3 protein-coding genes are annotated in these 17,307 nt (G+C 73.9%); all 3 read right to left on the bottom strand.

The features are described from left to right. Positions 1-10 precede the first annotated feature (10 nt). On the bottom strand, positions 11-6,217 hold the full coding sequence (locus tag SSOG_RS29105) for a type I polyketide synthase (protein ID WP_009717844.1): 6,207 nt from the start codon (positions 6,215-6,217) through the stop codon (positions 11-13). 86 nt (positions 6,218-6,303) lie between these two features. Next, positions 6,304-8,160, bottom strand: a complete 1,857-nt coding sequence (locus tag SSOG_RS56470) for an SDR family NAD(P)-dependent oxidoreductase (protein ID WP_245606407.1) — start codon at positions 8,158-8,160, stop codon at positions 6,304-6,306. A 150-nt stretch (positions 8,161-8,310) separates the two neighbouring features. Further along, a complete protein-coding gene (locus SSOG_RS29095) occupies positions 8,311-17,307 on the bottom strand; it encodes a type I polyketide synthase (RefSeq protein ID WP_078510434.1) in 8,997 nt (2,998 codons plus the stop codon).

Genomic DNA, 17,307 nt, shown 5'->3' with positions numbered 1-17,307 from the left:
CGCGGTCACTTCAGGAGATCCCGAATTCCTTGCCGATGAAGTCGAAGAGGTCGTCGTCCGTGGCGGACTCGATCTCGTCGGCGACACCGGCGCCGTCTTCCGGTCCTCGGTCGTCATTCCATTGCGCGAGCAGTGCCTGGAGGCGCGCGGTGATCCTGCCCCGGTCCTCGTCGTCCGGGGCGGCCTCGGCGGCCCCGGCCAGGGACTTTTCGAGCCCGTCGAGTTCGGCGAGCAGCGAGGTGACCCCCGTCGCGTCGTCGGGGAGGATCTCGCCCCGCAGGTACTGGACCAGTGCGTTCGGTGTGGGGTAGTCGAAGACCAGCGTCGCCGGGAGCCGGACTCCGGTGGTCGCGTTCAGACGGTTGCGCAGCTCCACGGCGGTGAGCGAGTCGAAGCCGACCTCGCTGAACGAGCGGGCCGGGTCGACCGTCTCCGGGCCCGGGTAGCCGAGCACGGCTGCCACCTGGGTGCAGACCAGCTCCAGCACCGCCTCGTCCCGCTCCGGCTCGGACAGCCCGGCGAGGCGGGCCCGCAGCTCGTCGGCCCCACCGGCTCCTGCGGTGGCCGCCGACTCCGCTGCCCGGCGGGCGGGGGCCGCCCGCACCAGGCCGCGGAAGAGCGGCGGCAGCATGCCTACGCCCGCCTGGGCGCGGAGGGCCGCCATGTCGAGGGGCATCGGGACGAGGAGCGGTTCGCTTGCGCTGGTGGTGTTCGTCGCGGCGTCGAACAGCTCCAGGCCGGTGTCGGCCGTGAGGACGCCGATGCCGCCGCGGCGGATACGGGCGATCTCCGTCTCGTCCAGCTCACCGCCCATGCCTCCGGCGACCGCCCACAGGCCCCAGGCGAGGGAGGTGGCGGGGAGGCCGTTGGCTGCGCGGTGCTGGGCGAGGGCGTCGAGGAAGGCGTTCGCCGCCGCGTAGTTGCCCTGTCCGGCACCGCCGAAGACTCCGGCGGCGGAGGAGAAGACGATGAACGCCTTCAGATCAGCGTGCTGGGTGAGGTCGTGGAGGTTCCAGGCCGCGTCCGCCTTCGGGCGCAGGACGGTAGACAGCCGGTCCGGGGTGAGCGATCCGATCACGCCATCGTCCAGCACGCCTGCCGTGTGGACCACGGCCGTGAGGGGGCGGGCGGTAGGGACTGTCGCCAGGGTTTCGGCCAGGGCGGTGCGGTCTGCCACGTCGCAGGCCGACCAGTGGACGGTGGCGCCCAGGTCGGTCAGTTCCGTGGTCAGGTCGGCTGCGCCGGGGGCCTGGTCGCCTCGGCGGCTGACCAGGAGGAGATGGCGTACGCCGCGCTCCGCCACCAGGTGACGGGCGAACAGGGCGCCCAGGGTGCCGGACGCGCCGGTCAGCAGGACCGTGCCGTCCGGGTTCCACGCATTGGCTTCCGCCGTTGTTGCGGTGCGGGCCAGGCGGGGGGCCAGGATCTCGCCGTTGCGGACGGCCACCTGGGGTTCGCCGGTTGCGACGGCCGTCGCCAGCGTCTTCAGCGAGGTGTCCTCGGCGTCGGTGTCGACCAGGACCAGGCGGTCCGGGTTCTCCGCCTGCGCGGAGCGGACCAGGCCGCGGACGGCGGCGTGCGCCAGGTTGGTGGCGGAGGTGAGGACGACCAGGCGGGAGTCCGCGAAGCGGTCGTCGGCCAGCCACTGCTGTAGCAGGCTCAGCGCCTGGGTGGTGGCCTGATGCGCGGCGGTGGCGGGCGAGGGGCTTTCCCCCACCCCGCCCCTTCCCGAAACTCGGGGCTCCGCCCCAAGGCCCCGGTCCTCAAGCGCCGGACGGGCTGGAGATGCCGCACCCGGGCCTTCGAGTGCCGCGCCGTCCGAGGAACGGCCCGGACGCCCTTCGGGCGTGTCCTCAATCGCCGGACGGGCTTGATTTGCCGCACCCGGGCCTTCAGGTGCCGCACCGTTCGGGGCGTGGGGTGCCGCGCCGTCGGAGTGCAGCCCCGGACCGGCCTGATTGGCCAGGGACACCACTACGTGGTCCGGCAGTGGTGTTCCGGAAGCTACCGCTTCGGCCAGTGCGGTCAGGTTCGGGTACGTGGGCAGGCCCAGGGTGTTCGTGCCCAGGGTCGCCCAGCCCCCGGTGGGGGCCGGGGCGGATGCCGGGAGCGGGGTCCAGGTCAGGCTGAACAGGGCATCCGACGTGGGGCTCGGGCGGGCGGTGTTCAGTTGGTCCGGGGACACCGTGCGCAGGGCCAGGCCCTCCACGCTCGCCACCGGGGCGCCCGTCACGTCCGCGAGCTGGAGCGACACCGTGCCCGTCGTGGTGCCCGCCAGGCGTACCCGCAGGGCGGAGGCGCCTACGGCGTGCAGGGAGACGCCGGTCCATGCGAACGGCAAGCGGCCCTCGCCGCCGCCCTCTTCGGCAGCGGCCAGACCGAGGGCGTGCAGCGCCGCGTCCAGCAGCGCCGGGTGCAGGCCGAAGGTCTTCGCGTCGGCCTCGGCTCCCTCCGGGAGCCGGATCTCGGCGAACACCTCGTCGTCGCGCCGCCAGGCCGCTTCGAGGCCCTGGAAGACCGGGCCGTACGCGAAGCCTGAAGCGGCCAGGCCCTCGTACAGGCCCTCGACGGCGATCTCGTCGGCGTCGGTGGGGGGCCATGCGGCCAGGTCGAACGTACCCGCCTCCGCGTCGGCCGCCAGGGTGCCCGTCGCGTGGCGCAGCCACGGCTCGTCGGCCGGGGCGTCCTCGGCGCGGGAGTGCATCGTCAGGGCGCGACGGCCGGTGTCGTCGGGGGCCGCGAGCGACAGGCGGAGCTGGACGGCACCCCGTTCGGGCACGATCAGCGGTGCTTCCAGGGTGAGTTCGTCCAGCCGGTCGCAGCCCGCGTGCTCCCCGGCGCGCAGCGCCAGCTCCACGAAGGCGGTGCCGGGCAGCAGCACCGTGCCCATCACGGCGTGGTCGGCCAGCCACGGCTGGGCCTGGAGGGACAGCCGTCCGGTGAAGGCGAAACCGTCCGCGTCGGGCAGCTCCACGGCGGCGCCGAGCAGCGGATGGCCCGCCGCGTGCAGGCCGATCGCGGTGGCATCGCCGCCGGAGGGCCCGGCGTCCAGCCAGAACCGGCGGCGCTGGAACGCGTACGTCGGCAGCTCCACCCGGTGCGCGCCGTACGGGGCGTACAGCGCCTCGAAGTCCACGGCGGCGCCCCGGACATGGCCCCGGCCGAGGGCGGTCAGCAGCGTCTCGGGCTCCGGGCGGCCGCCGCGCAGAGCTGCGGCGAAGGCGTGGCGCTCGTCCGTGACGCAGTCCTGCGCCATGGCGGTGAGGACACCGTCGGGGCCCAGTTCGAGGTAGGTGGTGACGCCCTGGGCTTCGAGGGTGCGCACGCCGTCGAGGAAGCGGACTGCCTCGCGGACGTGGCGTACCCAGAAGTCCGGGGTGGTGATCTCCTCGGACGACACCACGGCACCGGTCAGGTTGGACACGATCGGGATGCGCGGGGCCTCGTACGTCAGCTCCTCCGCGACCTGGCGGAACGCGTCCAGCATCCCGTCCATGTGCGGCGAGTGGAACGCGTGGCTCACGGTGAGCCGCTTGGACTTGCGGCCCTGCGCCTCGAAGGCCGTCGCGATCTCGACGGCGGCGTCCTCGTCACCGGCGACCACGACCGCGGTCGGGCCGTTGATGGCCGCGAGGCTCACCCGCTTGTTCAGGTGCGGCGTCACCTCGTCCTCGGACGCCTGGACGGCGATCATCGCGCCACCGGCGGGCAGTCGCTGCATCAGCGTGCCGCGTGCGGCGACCAAACGGCTCGCGTCGGCGAGGGAGAGCACACCGGCCACGTGTGCGGCGGCCAGTTCGCCGATGGAGTGGCCGGAGAGGACATCGGGCTTCACGCCCCACGCCTCGACCAGGCGGAACAGCGCCACCTCGATGGCGAACAGCGCGGGCTGGGTGTAGCCCGTCTGGTCCAGCACCGCGGCGTCATCCCCGAACAGGACCGTCTTCAGCGGCTGTTCGAGGTACGGGTCCAGCGCGTCGCATACGGCGTCCAGCGCCTCCGCGAACACCGGGTACGTCGCGTACAGCTCACGCCCCATCCCGAGCCGCTGGCTGCCCTGACCCGTGAACAGGAACGCCACCTTGCCGTCCGCCACCGCGTCCGTCACCAGCCCGGGCGCGGTGCGGCCCTCGGCGAGGGCGTCCAGACCGGCCAGGAGCGCGTCCCGGTCGCGGGCGACGAGCGCCGCCCGGTGGTCGAAGGTGGCGCGGCCGGTGGCCAGGGAGTAGCCGAGGTCGGCGAGGGCCACGTCGGGGTGGTCCGCCACATGGCTACGGAGCCGGGCGCCCTGGGCGCGCAGCGCCTCCGGGGACTTGGCGGAGAGCACCCACGGCAGCGCCGCCGTGTCGCCCTCGAACCGAGGCTCCGGGCGGGGCTCCGGCTCTGGGGCCTGCTCGATGATGGCGTGGGCATTGGTGCCGCTCATACCGAAGGAGGAGATGCCCGCGCGGCGCGGACGGTCCGTCTCCGGCCATTCGCGCGCCTCGGCGAGCAGCGACACCGCGCCCGCCTCCCAGTCCACGTGCGGCGACGGCTCGTCGATGTGCAGCGACTGCGGAAGCACACCGTGCCGCATCGCCAGCACCATCTTGATGATGCCCGCGACACCCGCGGCCGCCTGCGTGTGGCCGAAGTTGGACTTGATGGAGCCCAGCCACAGCGGCTGCCCCTCCGGCCGCTCCCGGCCGTACGTGGCCAGCAGCGCCTGCGCCTCGATCGGGTCGCCCAGCGTGGTCCCCGTACCGTGCGCCTCCACCGCGTCCACCTCGGCGGCCGACAGACCGGCGTTGGCGAGGGCCTGGCGGATGACGCGCTGCTGGGACGGGCCGTTCGGCGCCGTCAGACCATTGCTCGCACCGTCCTGGTTGACCGCCGTGCCCCGCACCACGGCCAGCACCTGGTGGCCATTGCGACGCGCGTCCGACAGCCGCTCCACGAGCACCATGCCGACGCCCTCGCCCCAGGCCGTACCGTCGGCCGCCGCCGCGAACGGCTTGCAGCGGCCGTCGGTGGCCAGGCCGCGCTGGCGGCTGAACTCGGTGAACACCGCGGGCGTGGTGATGATGGTGACACCGCCCGCGAGCGCCAGCGTGCATTCGCCGTTGCGCAGCGCCTGCGCCGCGAGGTGCAGCGCCACCAGCGACGACGAGCACGCCGTGTCGACGGTGACGGCCGGGCCCTCGAAGCCGAAGGTGTACGACACCCGGCCGGAGGCGATGCTGCTGGAGCCGCCGGTGCCGAGATAGCCCTCGACGCCCTCGGGGACGGTGCTCAGCCGCGACACATAGTCGTTGTGCATCTGGCCGACGAAGACGCCGACCTCCTTGCCGCGCAGCGTCTGCGGATCGATGCCCGCCCGCTCGAAGGACTCCCACGACGTCTCCAGCAGCAACCGCTGCTGCGGGTCCATCGCCATGGCCTCGCGCGGGTTGATGCCGAAGAACTCCGGGTCGAAGTCGGCGGCGTCGTACGTGAACCCGCCCTCGCGGGCGTACGAGGTGCCGGGCCGGTCCGGGTCCGGGTCGTAGAACGCCTCGATGTCCCAGCCCCGGTCGTCCGGCAGCCGGGAGATGCCGTCGCGGCCCTCGGCCAGCAGCTCCCACAGGTCCTCGGGGGTGCGGACGTCGCCGGGAAAGCGGCAGCTCATAGCGACGATGGCGATCGGGTCGTCCTCGTCGGCGTCCTGTGCCGTGGCCCGCGCCCGGGCCTGCGCCGGGACGGCCGCCGCCGCCTCGGAGCCGAGGAGTTCGTCGCGCAGGTACGCGGCGAGCGCCGTCGGCGTCGGGTAGTCGAAGACGAGCGTGGCGGGCAGCCGCAGCCCGGCGGCGGCGCCGAGGCGGTTGCGGAACTCGACCCCGGTCAGCGAGTCGAAGCCGAGGTCCCGGAACGCCCGGGACGCCTCGACCGCGTCCGGCGAGTCATGGCCGAGCACCACGGCCACCTGGCCGCGCACCAGGTCGAGCAGCATCTGATCGCGCTCGGCCGCGTCCAGCCGGACCAGCCGCTCCACCAACGACGCGCCGTCGACCGCGGCACCCGACTCGGCGGTGCGACGGGTCGTACCGCCGCGCACCAGGCCGCGCAGCAGCGGCGGCACCATCGAGACGGGCGCGCCCGTGAGCGGCGCAAGGTCCAGCTGCATGGGCACCAGGAACGCGTCGCCGACCTCCTGCGCGGCGTCGAACAGCGCCAGGCCCTCGTCCGAGGACAGGCACACAGCACGCCCGAGCGGCTCATCCGGGACTTGTCGGTGGCCTCCAGCTCGCCGGTCATGCTGCTGGCCTCGGTCCCACAGGCCCCACGCTAGCGAGGTGGCGGGTAGGCCCTGGGGCCTGGCGGTGGCGGGGCGAGGGCGTCCCAGGAAGGAATTTGGCCGCCGCGTAGTTGGCCTTGGCCGGGGCCGCCGAACGTACCGGCCGCCGAGGAGAACAGCACGAACGCGGACAGGTCCAGGTCCCGGGTCAGCTCGTGCAGGTTCACCGCCGCGTCCACCTTGGGCCGCAGCACCTTCTCCAGCCGCTCGGCCGTCAACGAGCCGATCACCCCGTCGTCCAGCACACCGGCCGTGTGCACCACGGCGGTCAGCGGATGGGCGGCGGGGACGGCGGCCAGGACGGCGGCGAGCTGGTCCCGGTCGGCCGCGTCGCAGGCGGCGATGGTGACCTCCGCGCCCAGCTCGCGCAGCTCGGCGGCGAGTTCGGCCGCGCCCGTGGCCTGCTCGCCACGCCGGCTGGTCAGCAGCAGATGGCGGGCGCCGCGCTCGGTCACCACGTGCCGGGCGACCAGCCCGCCGAGGGTGCCGGTGCCGCCGGTGATCAGCACCGTGCCGTCCGGGTTCCACGCGGCGGGCACGGTGAGGACGACCTTGCCGATGTGGCGGGCCTGGCTGAGGTAGCGGAACGCGTCGGGTGCCTGCCGCAGATCCCATGCGGTGATCGGCAGCGCATGCAGCGCGCCCTGCTCGAACAGCTCCAGCAGTTCGCCCAGCATCTCCTGGATGCGGTCGAGGCCCGCCTCGGTCAGGTCGAACGCCTGGTAGGAGACGCCCGGGTAGGCGTCCGCGACGTCCTCGGGGCGCCGGACATCCGTCTTGCCCATCTCGACGAACCGGCCGCCGCGCGGCAGCAGTCGCAGCGACGCGTCCACGAACTCCCGGGCCAGCGAGTCCAGGACGACATCCACGCCACGTCCGCCGCTGACCTCGCGGAACGTGTCCTCGAAGGCCAGGTCGCGGGAGGACGCGATGTGGTCGTCGGCGAGCCCGAGGCCGCGCAGCGTGTCCCACTTGCCCGGGCTGGCGGTGGCGTAGACGTCCACCCCCCAGTGGCGGGCCAGTTGCACGGCCGCCATGCCGACACCACCGGCGGCGGCGTGGACGAGCAGCGCTTCCCCGCCCCGCAGGTCCGCGAGGTCGCGCAGCGCGTAGTAGGCCGTCATGAAGACGATCGGCACGGACGCGGCCTGCGCGTACGACCAGCCCTGGGGCATCGGCACGACCATGCGGCGGTCCACGACCACCAGCGGCCCGAACCCGCCGGGCAGCATGCCCATCACCCGGTCGCCGGGCGCCAGATCGGTGACACCGGGGCCGGTTTCGAGGACGACACCGGCACCCTCGCTGCCCATCAGGCCCGCGTCGCCGGGGTACATGCCCAGCGCGTTCAGCACATCGCGGAAGTTCACACCGGCGGCCCGGACCGCGACCCGCACCTGACCGGCCTCCAGCGGCGCGGCGGCCTCCGGGGTCGGCAGCAGCGTCAGGTTCTCCAGCGTGCCCTTGTCCTGGATGTCCAGCCGCCACGCCTGCTCTCCGGCGGGCGGCACCATGGGCCCGTCGGCGGCGATGCGCGCCAGCCGAGGCGCGTGGACGGCGCCGCGGCGCAGTACGAACTGCGGCTCGCCGGAGGCCAGCGCGGCACCCAGCGCCTCGTACGACGCGTCGGTGCCGTCGAGGTCGACCAGCACCAGCCGGTCGGGGTTCTCCGACTGCGCGGAGCGCACCAGACCCCACACCGGGGCGTGCGCCAGATCGTGCGTCCCCGCGTCACCGGCGGTGGCCACCGCGCCGCAGGTCACCAGGACCAGCTGCGAGGCCGCGAACCGCTCGTCGGCCAGCCACTCCCGTACGAGGGCCAGCGCGTCCTGGGTGGCGGTGTGCACCGCGCCCGTCACATCGCCGTCGGCGCCACTCGGGTCGAGGTACGCGAGAACGTACTCGGGCGCGGTCCCGGCCTCGCCCAGCGCGGGCAGATCGGCGTGGACGGCCGCACCGGAAGTCAGCGCGGCGGGCGCGCCGCCGCCGAGGACCGCTCACCTCGCGGTGCCTTCTGCGGCCACGGGCACGGTGGCCCAGTCCAGCCGGTACAGCGACTCGTGGTACGCGGCTGGGCGGGCGCCCGCGAGCTGCCCGGCCGCGATTGGGCGCAGCGCCAGCTGCTCCACCGAGGCCACCGGGGCACCGGTCCCGTCGGCAAGCTCCAGCGACACCGCGTCCGCTCCGGCCGGGGTCAGCCGCACCCGGAGCGCACCGGCGCCCACCGCGTGCAGCGACACCCCGCCCCAAGAGAACGGCAGCCTGCCCTGCTCATCGCCGTCGGGACGGGCGAACGTGCTGTGCAGCGCGGCGTCCAGCAGCGCCGGGTGCAGCCCGAACGCCTTGGCGTCGGCCTCCGCGTCCTCGGGCAGCCGGACCTCGGCGAACACCTCGTCGCCACGCAGCCACGCCGCCTCAAGCCCCTGGAACACCGGGCCGTACGCGAAACCGCCTTGCGCCAGGTGCTCGTAGAGCCCGTCGATCTCGGCGGGCTCGGCGCCCGGCGGCGGCCATGCCGTCAGATCGAACGACGGCTGCGGGGCGCCCGCCACCAGCACACCGCTGGCGTGCCGGATCCAGGGCACCTCGGCGGGCGCGTCCTGGGCCCGCGAGTACAGCTCCAGCGTGCGGTGTCCGGCGGCCTGCGGGGCCCCGACCATGATCTGGAGCTGCACCGCGCCACGCTCGGGGAGGATCAGCGGCGCCTCGATGGTCAGCTCGTCCAGCCGGTCGCAGCCCACCTGGTCACCGGCGCGGATCGCCAGCTCGACGAAGGCGGTGCCGGGCAGCAGGACCGTGCCCATCACGGCGTGGTCGGCCAGCCACGGGTGGCTTTCGAGGGAGAGCCTGCCCGTGAGCAGGAAGCCATCGGAGTCGGCCAGCGGCACCGCCGCGCCCAGCAGCGGATGGTCCGCCCGGCCCAGCCCCGCCGACTCCACGTCGCCCACGAAGCCCGCCGGGGACGTCAGCCAGAAGCGGCGGTGCTGGAAGGCGTACGTGGGCAGGTCGACGCGGGACGCACCGGTCCCCGCGAAGTACGCCGCCCAGTCCGGCGTCACGCCACGGACGTGCAGCCGGGCGAGGGCGGCGGTGAGGGTGGCGGCCTCGGAGCGGTCCTTGCGGAGGACGGGCGCGAAGGCGGCATCGCTCTCGGTCAGGCAGTCCTGCCCCATGGCGGACAGCACACCGTCCGGGCCCAGTTCGAGGTACGTCGTGACGCCCTGCGCTTCGAGGGTGCGGATGCCGTCGAGGAAGCGGACCGCCTCGCGGACGTGACGCACCCAGAAGTCCGGCGTCGTGATCTCCTCGGCGGAGACCAGCTGACCGGTGAGGTTGGAGACGATCGGGATGCGCGGCGCCTCGTACGAAAGCCCCTGCGCGACCTCGCGGAACGCCTCCAGCATCCCGTCCATACGGGGCGAGTGGAAGGCATGGCTCACGGTGAGCCGCTTGGTCTTACGACCCTGCGCGTCGAAGGAGGCAGCGATTTCCTGTGCGGCATCCTCGTCACCCGCGATCACCACGGACATCGGGCCGTTGAGGGCGGCAATGCTCACGCGCTCGGTGAGGAGCGGCGCCACCTCGTCCTCGGACGCCTGGATGGCGATCATCGCGCCACCGGCAGGCAGCTCCTGCATCAGACGCCCACGCGCGGCCACCAGCTTGGCGGCATCCGCGAGGGAGAGCGCACCCGCCACATGGGCAGCGGCCAGCTCGCCGATGGAGTGGCCGGAGAGGAAGTCCGCACGCAGACCCCAGGCTTCGACCAGCCGGAACAGCGCCACCTCGACCGCGAACAGCGCGGGCTGGGTGTAACCGGTCTGATCCAGTACCGCCGCGTCGTCCCCGAACAGGACCGTCTTCAGTGGCCGTTCGAGGTGCGCATCCAGCGCGTCGCACACCTCATCCAGCACCTCCGCGAACACCGGGTACGCCGCATACAGCTCACGACCCATCCCCAGCCGCTGGCTCCCCTGCCCCGTGAACAGGAACGCCACCTTGCCCTCGCCCACCGAGCCCTCGACCAGCCCCGCAGCGGACTCGCCGCGCGCCAGTGCCTCCAGGCCCGCGACCAGCGCGGCGCGGTCGTCGCCGACCACCACCGCACGGTGGTCCAGCGCGGCGCGCGTGGTGGCGAGCGAGTAGCCGAGGTCGGTCAGCGGCAGCCCGGGCCGCTCCTCCAGGTGGGCGAGCAGGCGCCCGGCCTGGTCGCGCAGCGCGTCGGCGGACTTGCCGGACAGCGCCCAGGGCAGCACCCCGGCCGCACGGGGCGCGGCATCCGTCGCGGGCTGGGGCTCCGGCTCGGGCGCCTGCTCGATGATGGCGTGGGCGTTGGTGCCGCTGACGCCGAAGGAGGAGATGCCCGCGCGGCGCGGACGGTCCGTCTCCGGCCACTCCCGCGCTTCGGCGAGCAGCGACACCGCGCCCGCCTCCCAGTCCACGTGCGGCGACGGCTCGTCGATGTGCAGCGACTGCGGAAGCACACCGTGCCGCATCGCCAGCACCATCTTGATGATGCCCGCCACACCCGCGGCCGCCTGCGTGTGGCCGATGTTCGACTTGATGGAGCCGAGGTACAGCGGCTGTTCTGCGGTCTTCTCCTTGCCGTACGTGGCCAGCAGCGCCTGCGCCTCGATCGGGTCGCCCAGCGTGGTCCCCGTACCGTGCGCCTCCACGGCGTCCACCTCGGCGGCGGAGAGGCCCGCACCGGCCAGGGCCGCGCGGATGACGCGCTGCTGCGACGGGCCGTTCGGCGCCGTCAGGCCGTTGCTCGCACCGTCCTGGTTGACCGCCGTGCCCCGCACCACGGCCAGCACCTGGTGGCCGTTCTTACGGGCATCCGACAGCCGCTCCACCAGCAGCATTCCGACGCCCTCGGCCCAGCCCGTGCCGTCCGCGCCGGAGGCGAAGGACTTGCAGCGGCCGCTGGCGGACAGGCCGCCCTGGCGGCTGAAGTCGATGAAGGTGTCCGGGGTGGACATGACGGTGACACCGCCCGCGAGCGCCATGGTGCACTCGCCGCTGCGCAGCGCCTGCGCCGCGAAGTGCAGCGCCACCAGCGACGACGAGCACGCCGTGTCGATGGTGACGGCCGGGCCTTCGAGACCGAAGGTGTACGCGACGCGGCCCGAGGCGACACTGCCCGCCGTACCGGTGCCGAGGTAGCCCTCGAGGCCCTCCGGGAGGGCGGTCAGCCGGGAGAGGTAGTCGTGGTACATGACGCCGGTGAAGACACCGGTCTTGCTGCCGCGTACGGCCGCCGGGTCGATGCCCGCGCGCTCGAACGCCTCCCAGGAGGACTCCAGCAGCAGCCGCTGGTGGGGGTCCATGGCGAGGGCTTCGCGCGGGTTGATACCGAAGAAGTCCGGGTCGAACTCGCCCGCCTCGTAGAGGAATCCGCCCTCGATGGTGGCGCTGGTGCCCGCCTGCCCCTGGTCGTCGCCCAGGATGCCGTCCAGCTGCCAGCCGCGGTCGGTGGGGAAGCCGGAGATGGCGTCGGTGGCGCCCATGACGAGCTGCCACAGCTCCTCGGGGCTGCTGACGCCGCCCGGGTAGCGGCAGCTCATGCCGACGATGGCGATCGGCTCGTCGTCGGCGACGGCGGTGGTCGCCACCGGGGCCGCGGCGCCCTCGTCGGCCTGGTCGCCGAGGATTTCGGTGCGCAGGAACCCGGCGAGCGCGGTGGGCGTGGGGTAGTCGAAGACGAGGGTGGCGGGGAGCCGTACGCCCGTGACGGCGCCGAGGCGGTTGCGCAGCTCGACGGCGGTGAGCGAGTCGAAGCCCAGCTCCTTGAAGGCACGACCCGAGCCGACCGCCTCCGGGCCCGCGTAGCCGAGGACGGCGGCGACCTGGCCGCAGACGACCTCCAGCAGCAGCCGGTCGCGTTCGGGGACGGACAGCCCGAGGAGCCGTTCGGTGAGCCCGCCGGACGCTGCGGCGCCCGACTCGGCGGTGCGGCGGGCCGTACCGCCCCGCACCAGGCCGCGCAGCAGCGCAGGAACCATGGTGGCGTCGGCGTGGCGCAGCGGCGCCAGGTCCAGGTGCATGGGGACGAACGCGGGGTCGCCGACGGCGAGCGCGGTGTCCAGCAGGGCGAGGCCCTCGTCGGAGGAGAGGGCGGCGACTCCGGCGCGGGTGATGCGCTGGATGTCGGTGTCGTCCAGGTCGCCGGTCATGCCGCTGCGTTCGGCCCACAGGCCCCAGGCGAGGGCGGTCGCGGGGAGTCCCTGGGCGCGGCGGCGCTGGGCGAGGGCGTCCAGGAAGGCGTTGGCGGCCGCGTAGTTGGCCTGGCCGGGGCCGCCGAGCGTTCCGGCGGCGGCGGAGAACAGGACGAACGCGGACAGGTCCAGGTCGCGGGTCAGCTCGTGCAGGTTCAGCGCCGCGTCCACCTTGGGCGGCAGGACGCGGTCGACGCGCTCGGCGGTGAGCGACCCGATGACACCGTCGTCCAGCACACCGGCCGTGTGCACCACGGCGGTCAGCGGGTGGGCGGCCGGGACGGCGGCCAGCACCTCGGCCAGCGCGGCGCGGTCGGCCACGTCGCAGGCGGCGAGGGTGACCTCGGCGCCGGACGCGCGCAGTTCGGCGACGAGCTCGGCGGCGCCGTGCGCGTCGGCGCCGCGCCTGCTGAGCAGCAGCAGGTGGCGTACGCCGTGCTCGGTGACCAGGTGGCGGGCGACAAGGCCGCCCAGGGTGCCGGTGGCGCCGGTGACCAGGGCGGTGCCCTCGGGGTCGAGGGCGGGCACGGTGTGCGCGGCGTCGGAGGCGACCTTCGCCAGGCGCGGTACGACGACCGTCCCGGCGCGGACCGCGAGCTGCGCTTCGCCGGTGGCGAGGGCGGGGGCGAGGGCGCGGTACGAGGCGTCGTCGCCGTCGATGTCGACGAGGGTGAAGCGGTCCGGGTTCTCGGACTGCGCGGAGCGCAGCAGGCCCCACAGCGGGGCGTGCGCCAGGTCCTCGGTGTCGGCGTCCGCGGCGGTGGCGACGGCGCCGCGGGTGGCGATGACCAGCCGGGAGCCCTCGAAGCGGTCGTCGGCGAGCCAGCGTTGGGCCAGGTCCAGCGCGCGGTGCAGGGCGTCGCGTACGGCGGCCTCGACAGGAAGGTCCGTATCGGCCGGGAAGAACGGCGCCACGACGGCCTGCGGCACCGGGGCGCCGCCGGTCACGGCCTCGCCGAGCGCGGCCAGGTCGGCGTATCCGGCGGCGGTGGGCAGCGCGGCGGCCAAGGCGGGGGTGTCGTCGCCCAGCAGCGCCCACTGCCCGGCCACGACGGTGGTGGCGGAGGGCACCGGGGCGGGGGTCCACTCGACGCGGAACAGCGCGTCGTAGAAGGCGCCGCGCGCGGAGTGCACCTGCTCGGGCGAGACCGGGCGCAGCAGCAGGGCGTCGACCGAGGCGACGGGCGCGCCGCTCTCGTCGGTCACCAGCACGGCCACGGTGTCCTGGCCCGCGGGCGAGAGCCGGACGCGCAGCGCGGAGGCGCCGACGGCGTGCAGCCGGACGCCGCTCCAGGAGAACGGGAGGCGGCCGTGTTCGGTGTCCTCCAGCAGGGAGCCGATGCCGACGGCGTGCAGGGCGGCGTCCAGCAGCGCCGGGTGCAGCCCGAACAGGTCGGCCTCGGCGCGGGCGCTGTCGGGCAGGCGTACCTCGGCGTACACGTGGTCGCCGTGCTGCCAGGCGGCCTTGAGGCCCTGGAACACCGGGCCGTACGCGAAGCCGCTCTCGGTGAGCCACTCGTACAGGCCGTCGACGGGAACCTCGGTGGCATCGGCCGGCGGCCAGGTGGTGAGCGTGTCATCGGGCGTGGTGGCGCCGGTGGCGAGCACACCGGTGGCGTGGCGGGTCCACTCGCCCTCGCCCCAGGTGCCGTCCGCGGCCTCTTCGAGCCGCGAGTGCAGGGTCAGCGAGCGGCGGCCGGTGTCGTCCGGCGCGCCCACGGACACCTGCACCTGCACCCCGCCCTGCGGGGGCAGGACGAGCGGCGCTTCGAGGGTCAGCTCCTCCAGCACATCGGCGCCGACGTGGTCACCGGCGCGGATCGCCAGCTCGACGAAGGCGGTGCCGGGCAGCAGCACGGTGTCCATGACGGCGTGGTCGGCGAGCCATGGGTGGGTCTGGAGGGAGAGCCTGCCGGTGAACAGGAATCCGGCGGCGTCGGCGAGCGAGACGGCGGCACCGAGCAGCGGGTGGTCCGCCGAGCCGAGCCCGGCGGCGGTGACATCGCCGGTCCAGGGTCCGGCGGGCTCGGGCCAGTACAGCTCGCGCTGGAAGGCGTACGTGGGCAGTTCGACGCGTCGGGCGCCGGAGCCCGCGAAGACCGCGGCCCAGTCGACGGCCACGCCGTGCACATGGGCGCGGGCGAGCGCGTCGGTCAGGGCGGTGGCCTCGGGGCGGTCGCCGCGCAGGACGGGGACGAAGGCGGCGCCGCCGGCGGTGACGCAGTCCTGCGCCATGGCGGTGAGCACACCGTCGGGGCCCAGCTCCACGAAGGTGCCGACGCCGTACTCTTCGAGCCGCCGCACACCGTCGGTGAAGCGGACGGCCTCGCGGACGTGCCGGACCCAGTAGTCGGGCGAGCAGATCTCATCGGCGGAGACGGACGCGCCGGTGAGGTTGGAGATGACGGGGATGACCGGCGGCGCGTAGGTGACGCCCTGCGCGACCTCGCAGAACGCCTCCAGCATCCCGTCCATGTGCGGCGAGTGGAAGGCGTGGCTGACGGTGAGCCGCTTGGTCTTACGGCCCTGCGCCTCGAACGACGCGGCGATCTCGCGAGCGGCGTCCTCGTCGCCCGCGATGACCACGGAGGTCGGTCCGTTGAGGGCGGCGATGGAGACGCGCTCGGTGAGCAGCGGCGCCACCTCGTCCTCGGACGCCTGGACGGCGATCATCGCGCCGCCGCCCGGCAGTTCCTGCATCAGTCGGCCGCGCGCGGCGACCAGTCGGGAGGCGTCGGCGAGCGACAGCACGCCCGCCACATGGGCGGCGGCCAGTTCGCCGATGGAGTGGCCGACGAGGAAGTCGGGCTTCACGCCCCACGTTTCCAGCAGCCGGAAAAGCGCCACTTCGAGGGCGAACAGGGCGGGCTGGGTGTACGCCGTCTGATCCAGCACCGAGGCGTCGTCACCGAACATCACATCGCGCAGCGGCAGTTCGAGGTGGCCGTCGAGTTCGGCGCACACCTCGTCCAGCGCCTTCGCGAAGGCCGGGACGGCCGCGTACAGCTCGCGACCCATGCCGGTGCGCTGGCTGCCCTGCCCGGTGAACAGGAACGCGACCTTGCCCTCACCGACCTCGCCCTGGACGACCCCGCCCGCGGGGCCGTCCTCGGCGAGCGCGGCCAGTCCGCGCAGCAGATCGTCCCGGCCGCCGTCGCCCGCGATGACCACGGCCCGGTGGTCCAGCGCGGCGCGGGTGGTGGCCAGGGAGTGGGCGAGGTCGGCCAGGCCGAGGCCCGGTTCGTCCCGTACGTGGGCGGCGAGCCGGGCGGCCTGGGCGCGCAGCGCCTGAGCGCTCTGCCCGGACACCAGCAGCGGCAGCTGCCCGCCGAGCCCGGACCACTCACCGCTGGCCGCCTCCGCCTCACGGTCCTCGGCGGGCGCCTGCTCGATGACGGTGTGGGCGTTCGTACCGCTGACACCGAACGAGGAGATGCCCGCGCGGCGCGGCTGGCCGGTCTCCGGCCACGGCGTGTTCTCGGTGAGCAGGGACACCGCGCCCGCCGACCAGTCGACATCGCCGGAGGGCGCGTCGACGTGCAGCGTCCTGGGCAGCACCCCGTGCTCGATGGCCTTGACCATCTTGATGATTCCGGCGACACCGGCCGCGGCCTGGGTGTGCCCGAAGTTGGACTTGACGGAGCCGAGCCACAGCGGGCGGCCCTCGGCCCGGTGCTGCCCGTACGTGGCGAGCAGCGCCTGCGCCTCGATGGGGTCGCCGAGCGACGTACCGGTGCCGTGCGCCTCCACGGCGTCGACCTGGGCCGGGGTGAGGCGGCCATCGGTGAGCGCCTGCCGGATGACGCGCTGCTGGGACGGGCCGTTGGGCGCCGTCAGACCGTTGGACGCACCGTCCTGGTTGATGGCGGAACCGCGGACGATGGCCAGCACCTGGTGGCCGTTCTTGCGGGCGTCCGACAGCCGCTCGACGAGCAGCATGCCGACGCCCTCGCCCCAGCCGGTGCCGTCCGCACCGTCCGCGAATGCCTTGCAGCGGCCGTCGGGGGCGAGGCCGCGCTGACGGCTGAAGTTGATGAACGCGCGCGGGCTGTTCATGACCGTGACACCACCGGTCAGCGCCAGCGAGCATTCGCCGTTGCGCAGCGCCTGCACGGCCAGGTGCAGCGCCACCAGCGACGCCGAGCACGCCGTGTCGACGGTGAGCGCCGGGCCCTCCAGACCGAAGGTGTAGGAGATGCGGCCGGAGATGACGCTCGCCGCGTTGCCGGTCAGCAGATACTGCTCGACGCCCTGCGGCAGCCGGTGCATCAGCTCCGGGTAGTCCTGGCCGTTGGTGCCGATGAAGACACCGGCCTTGCTGCCGCGCAGCGTGGCCGGGTCGATCCCGGCCCGCTCGAACGCCTCCCAGGAGGTCTCCAGCAGCAGCCGCTGCTGGGGGTCCATGCCGAGGGTTTCGCGCGGGCTGATCCCGAAGAACCCGGCGTCGAACTCGCCGGCGCCCTCCAGGAATCCGCCCTTGTCGGTGTAGCTGGTGCCCTGCTGGTCGGGGTCGGCGTCGAAGAGCGACGACACGTCCCAGCCGCGGTCCGTGGGGAAGTCCGTGATGGCGTCGCCGCCACCGGCCACGAGCTGCCACAGCTCCTCCGGAGACGTGACGCCTCCGGGGAAGCGGCAGCTCATGCCGACGATCGCGATCGGCTCAGGCTCCTGCGACTCGACCTCGCGAAGACGCTGCCGCGTCTGGTGCAGATCGGCAGTTACCCGCTTGAGGTAGTCGAGGATCTTGTCCTGATCCGCCATTGGAGTCTCACCCAT

Origin of the sequence: Streptomyces himastatinicus ATCC 53653 (assembly GCF_000158915.1) — a bacterium.
In the GTDB taxonomy this organism is placed as follows: Bacteria; Actinomycetota; Actinomycetes; order Streptomycetales; family Streptomycetaceae; genus Streptomyces; species Streptomyces himastatinicus.
The sequence above is the reverse complement of the archived record's forward strand: the minus strand, read 5'-3'. Positions and strand labels throughout refer to the sequence as shown.

What these genes read in the sequence shown, in the direction of transcription:
- SSOG_RS29095 (WP_078510434.1), bottom strand. Translation starts at nt 17,307, where the DNA reads ATGGGTGAGACTCCAATGGCGGATCAGGACAAGATCCTCGACTACCTC.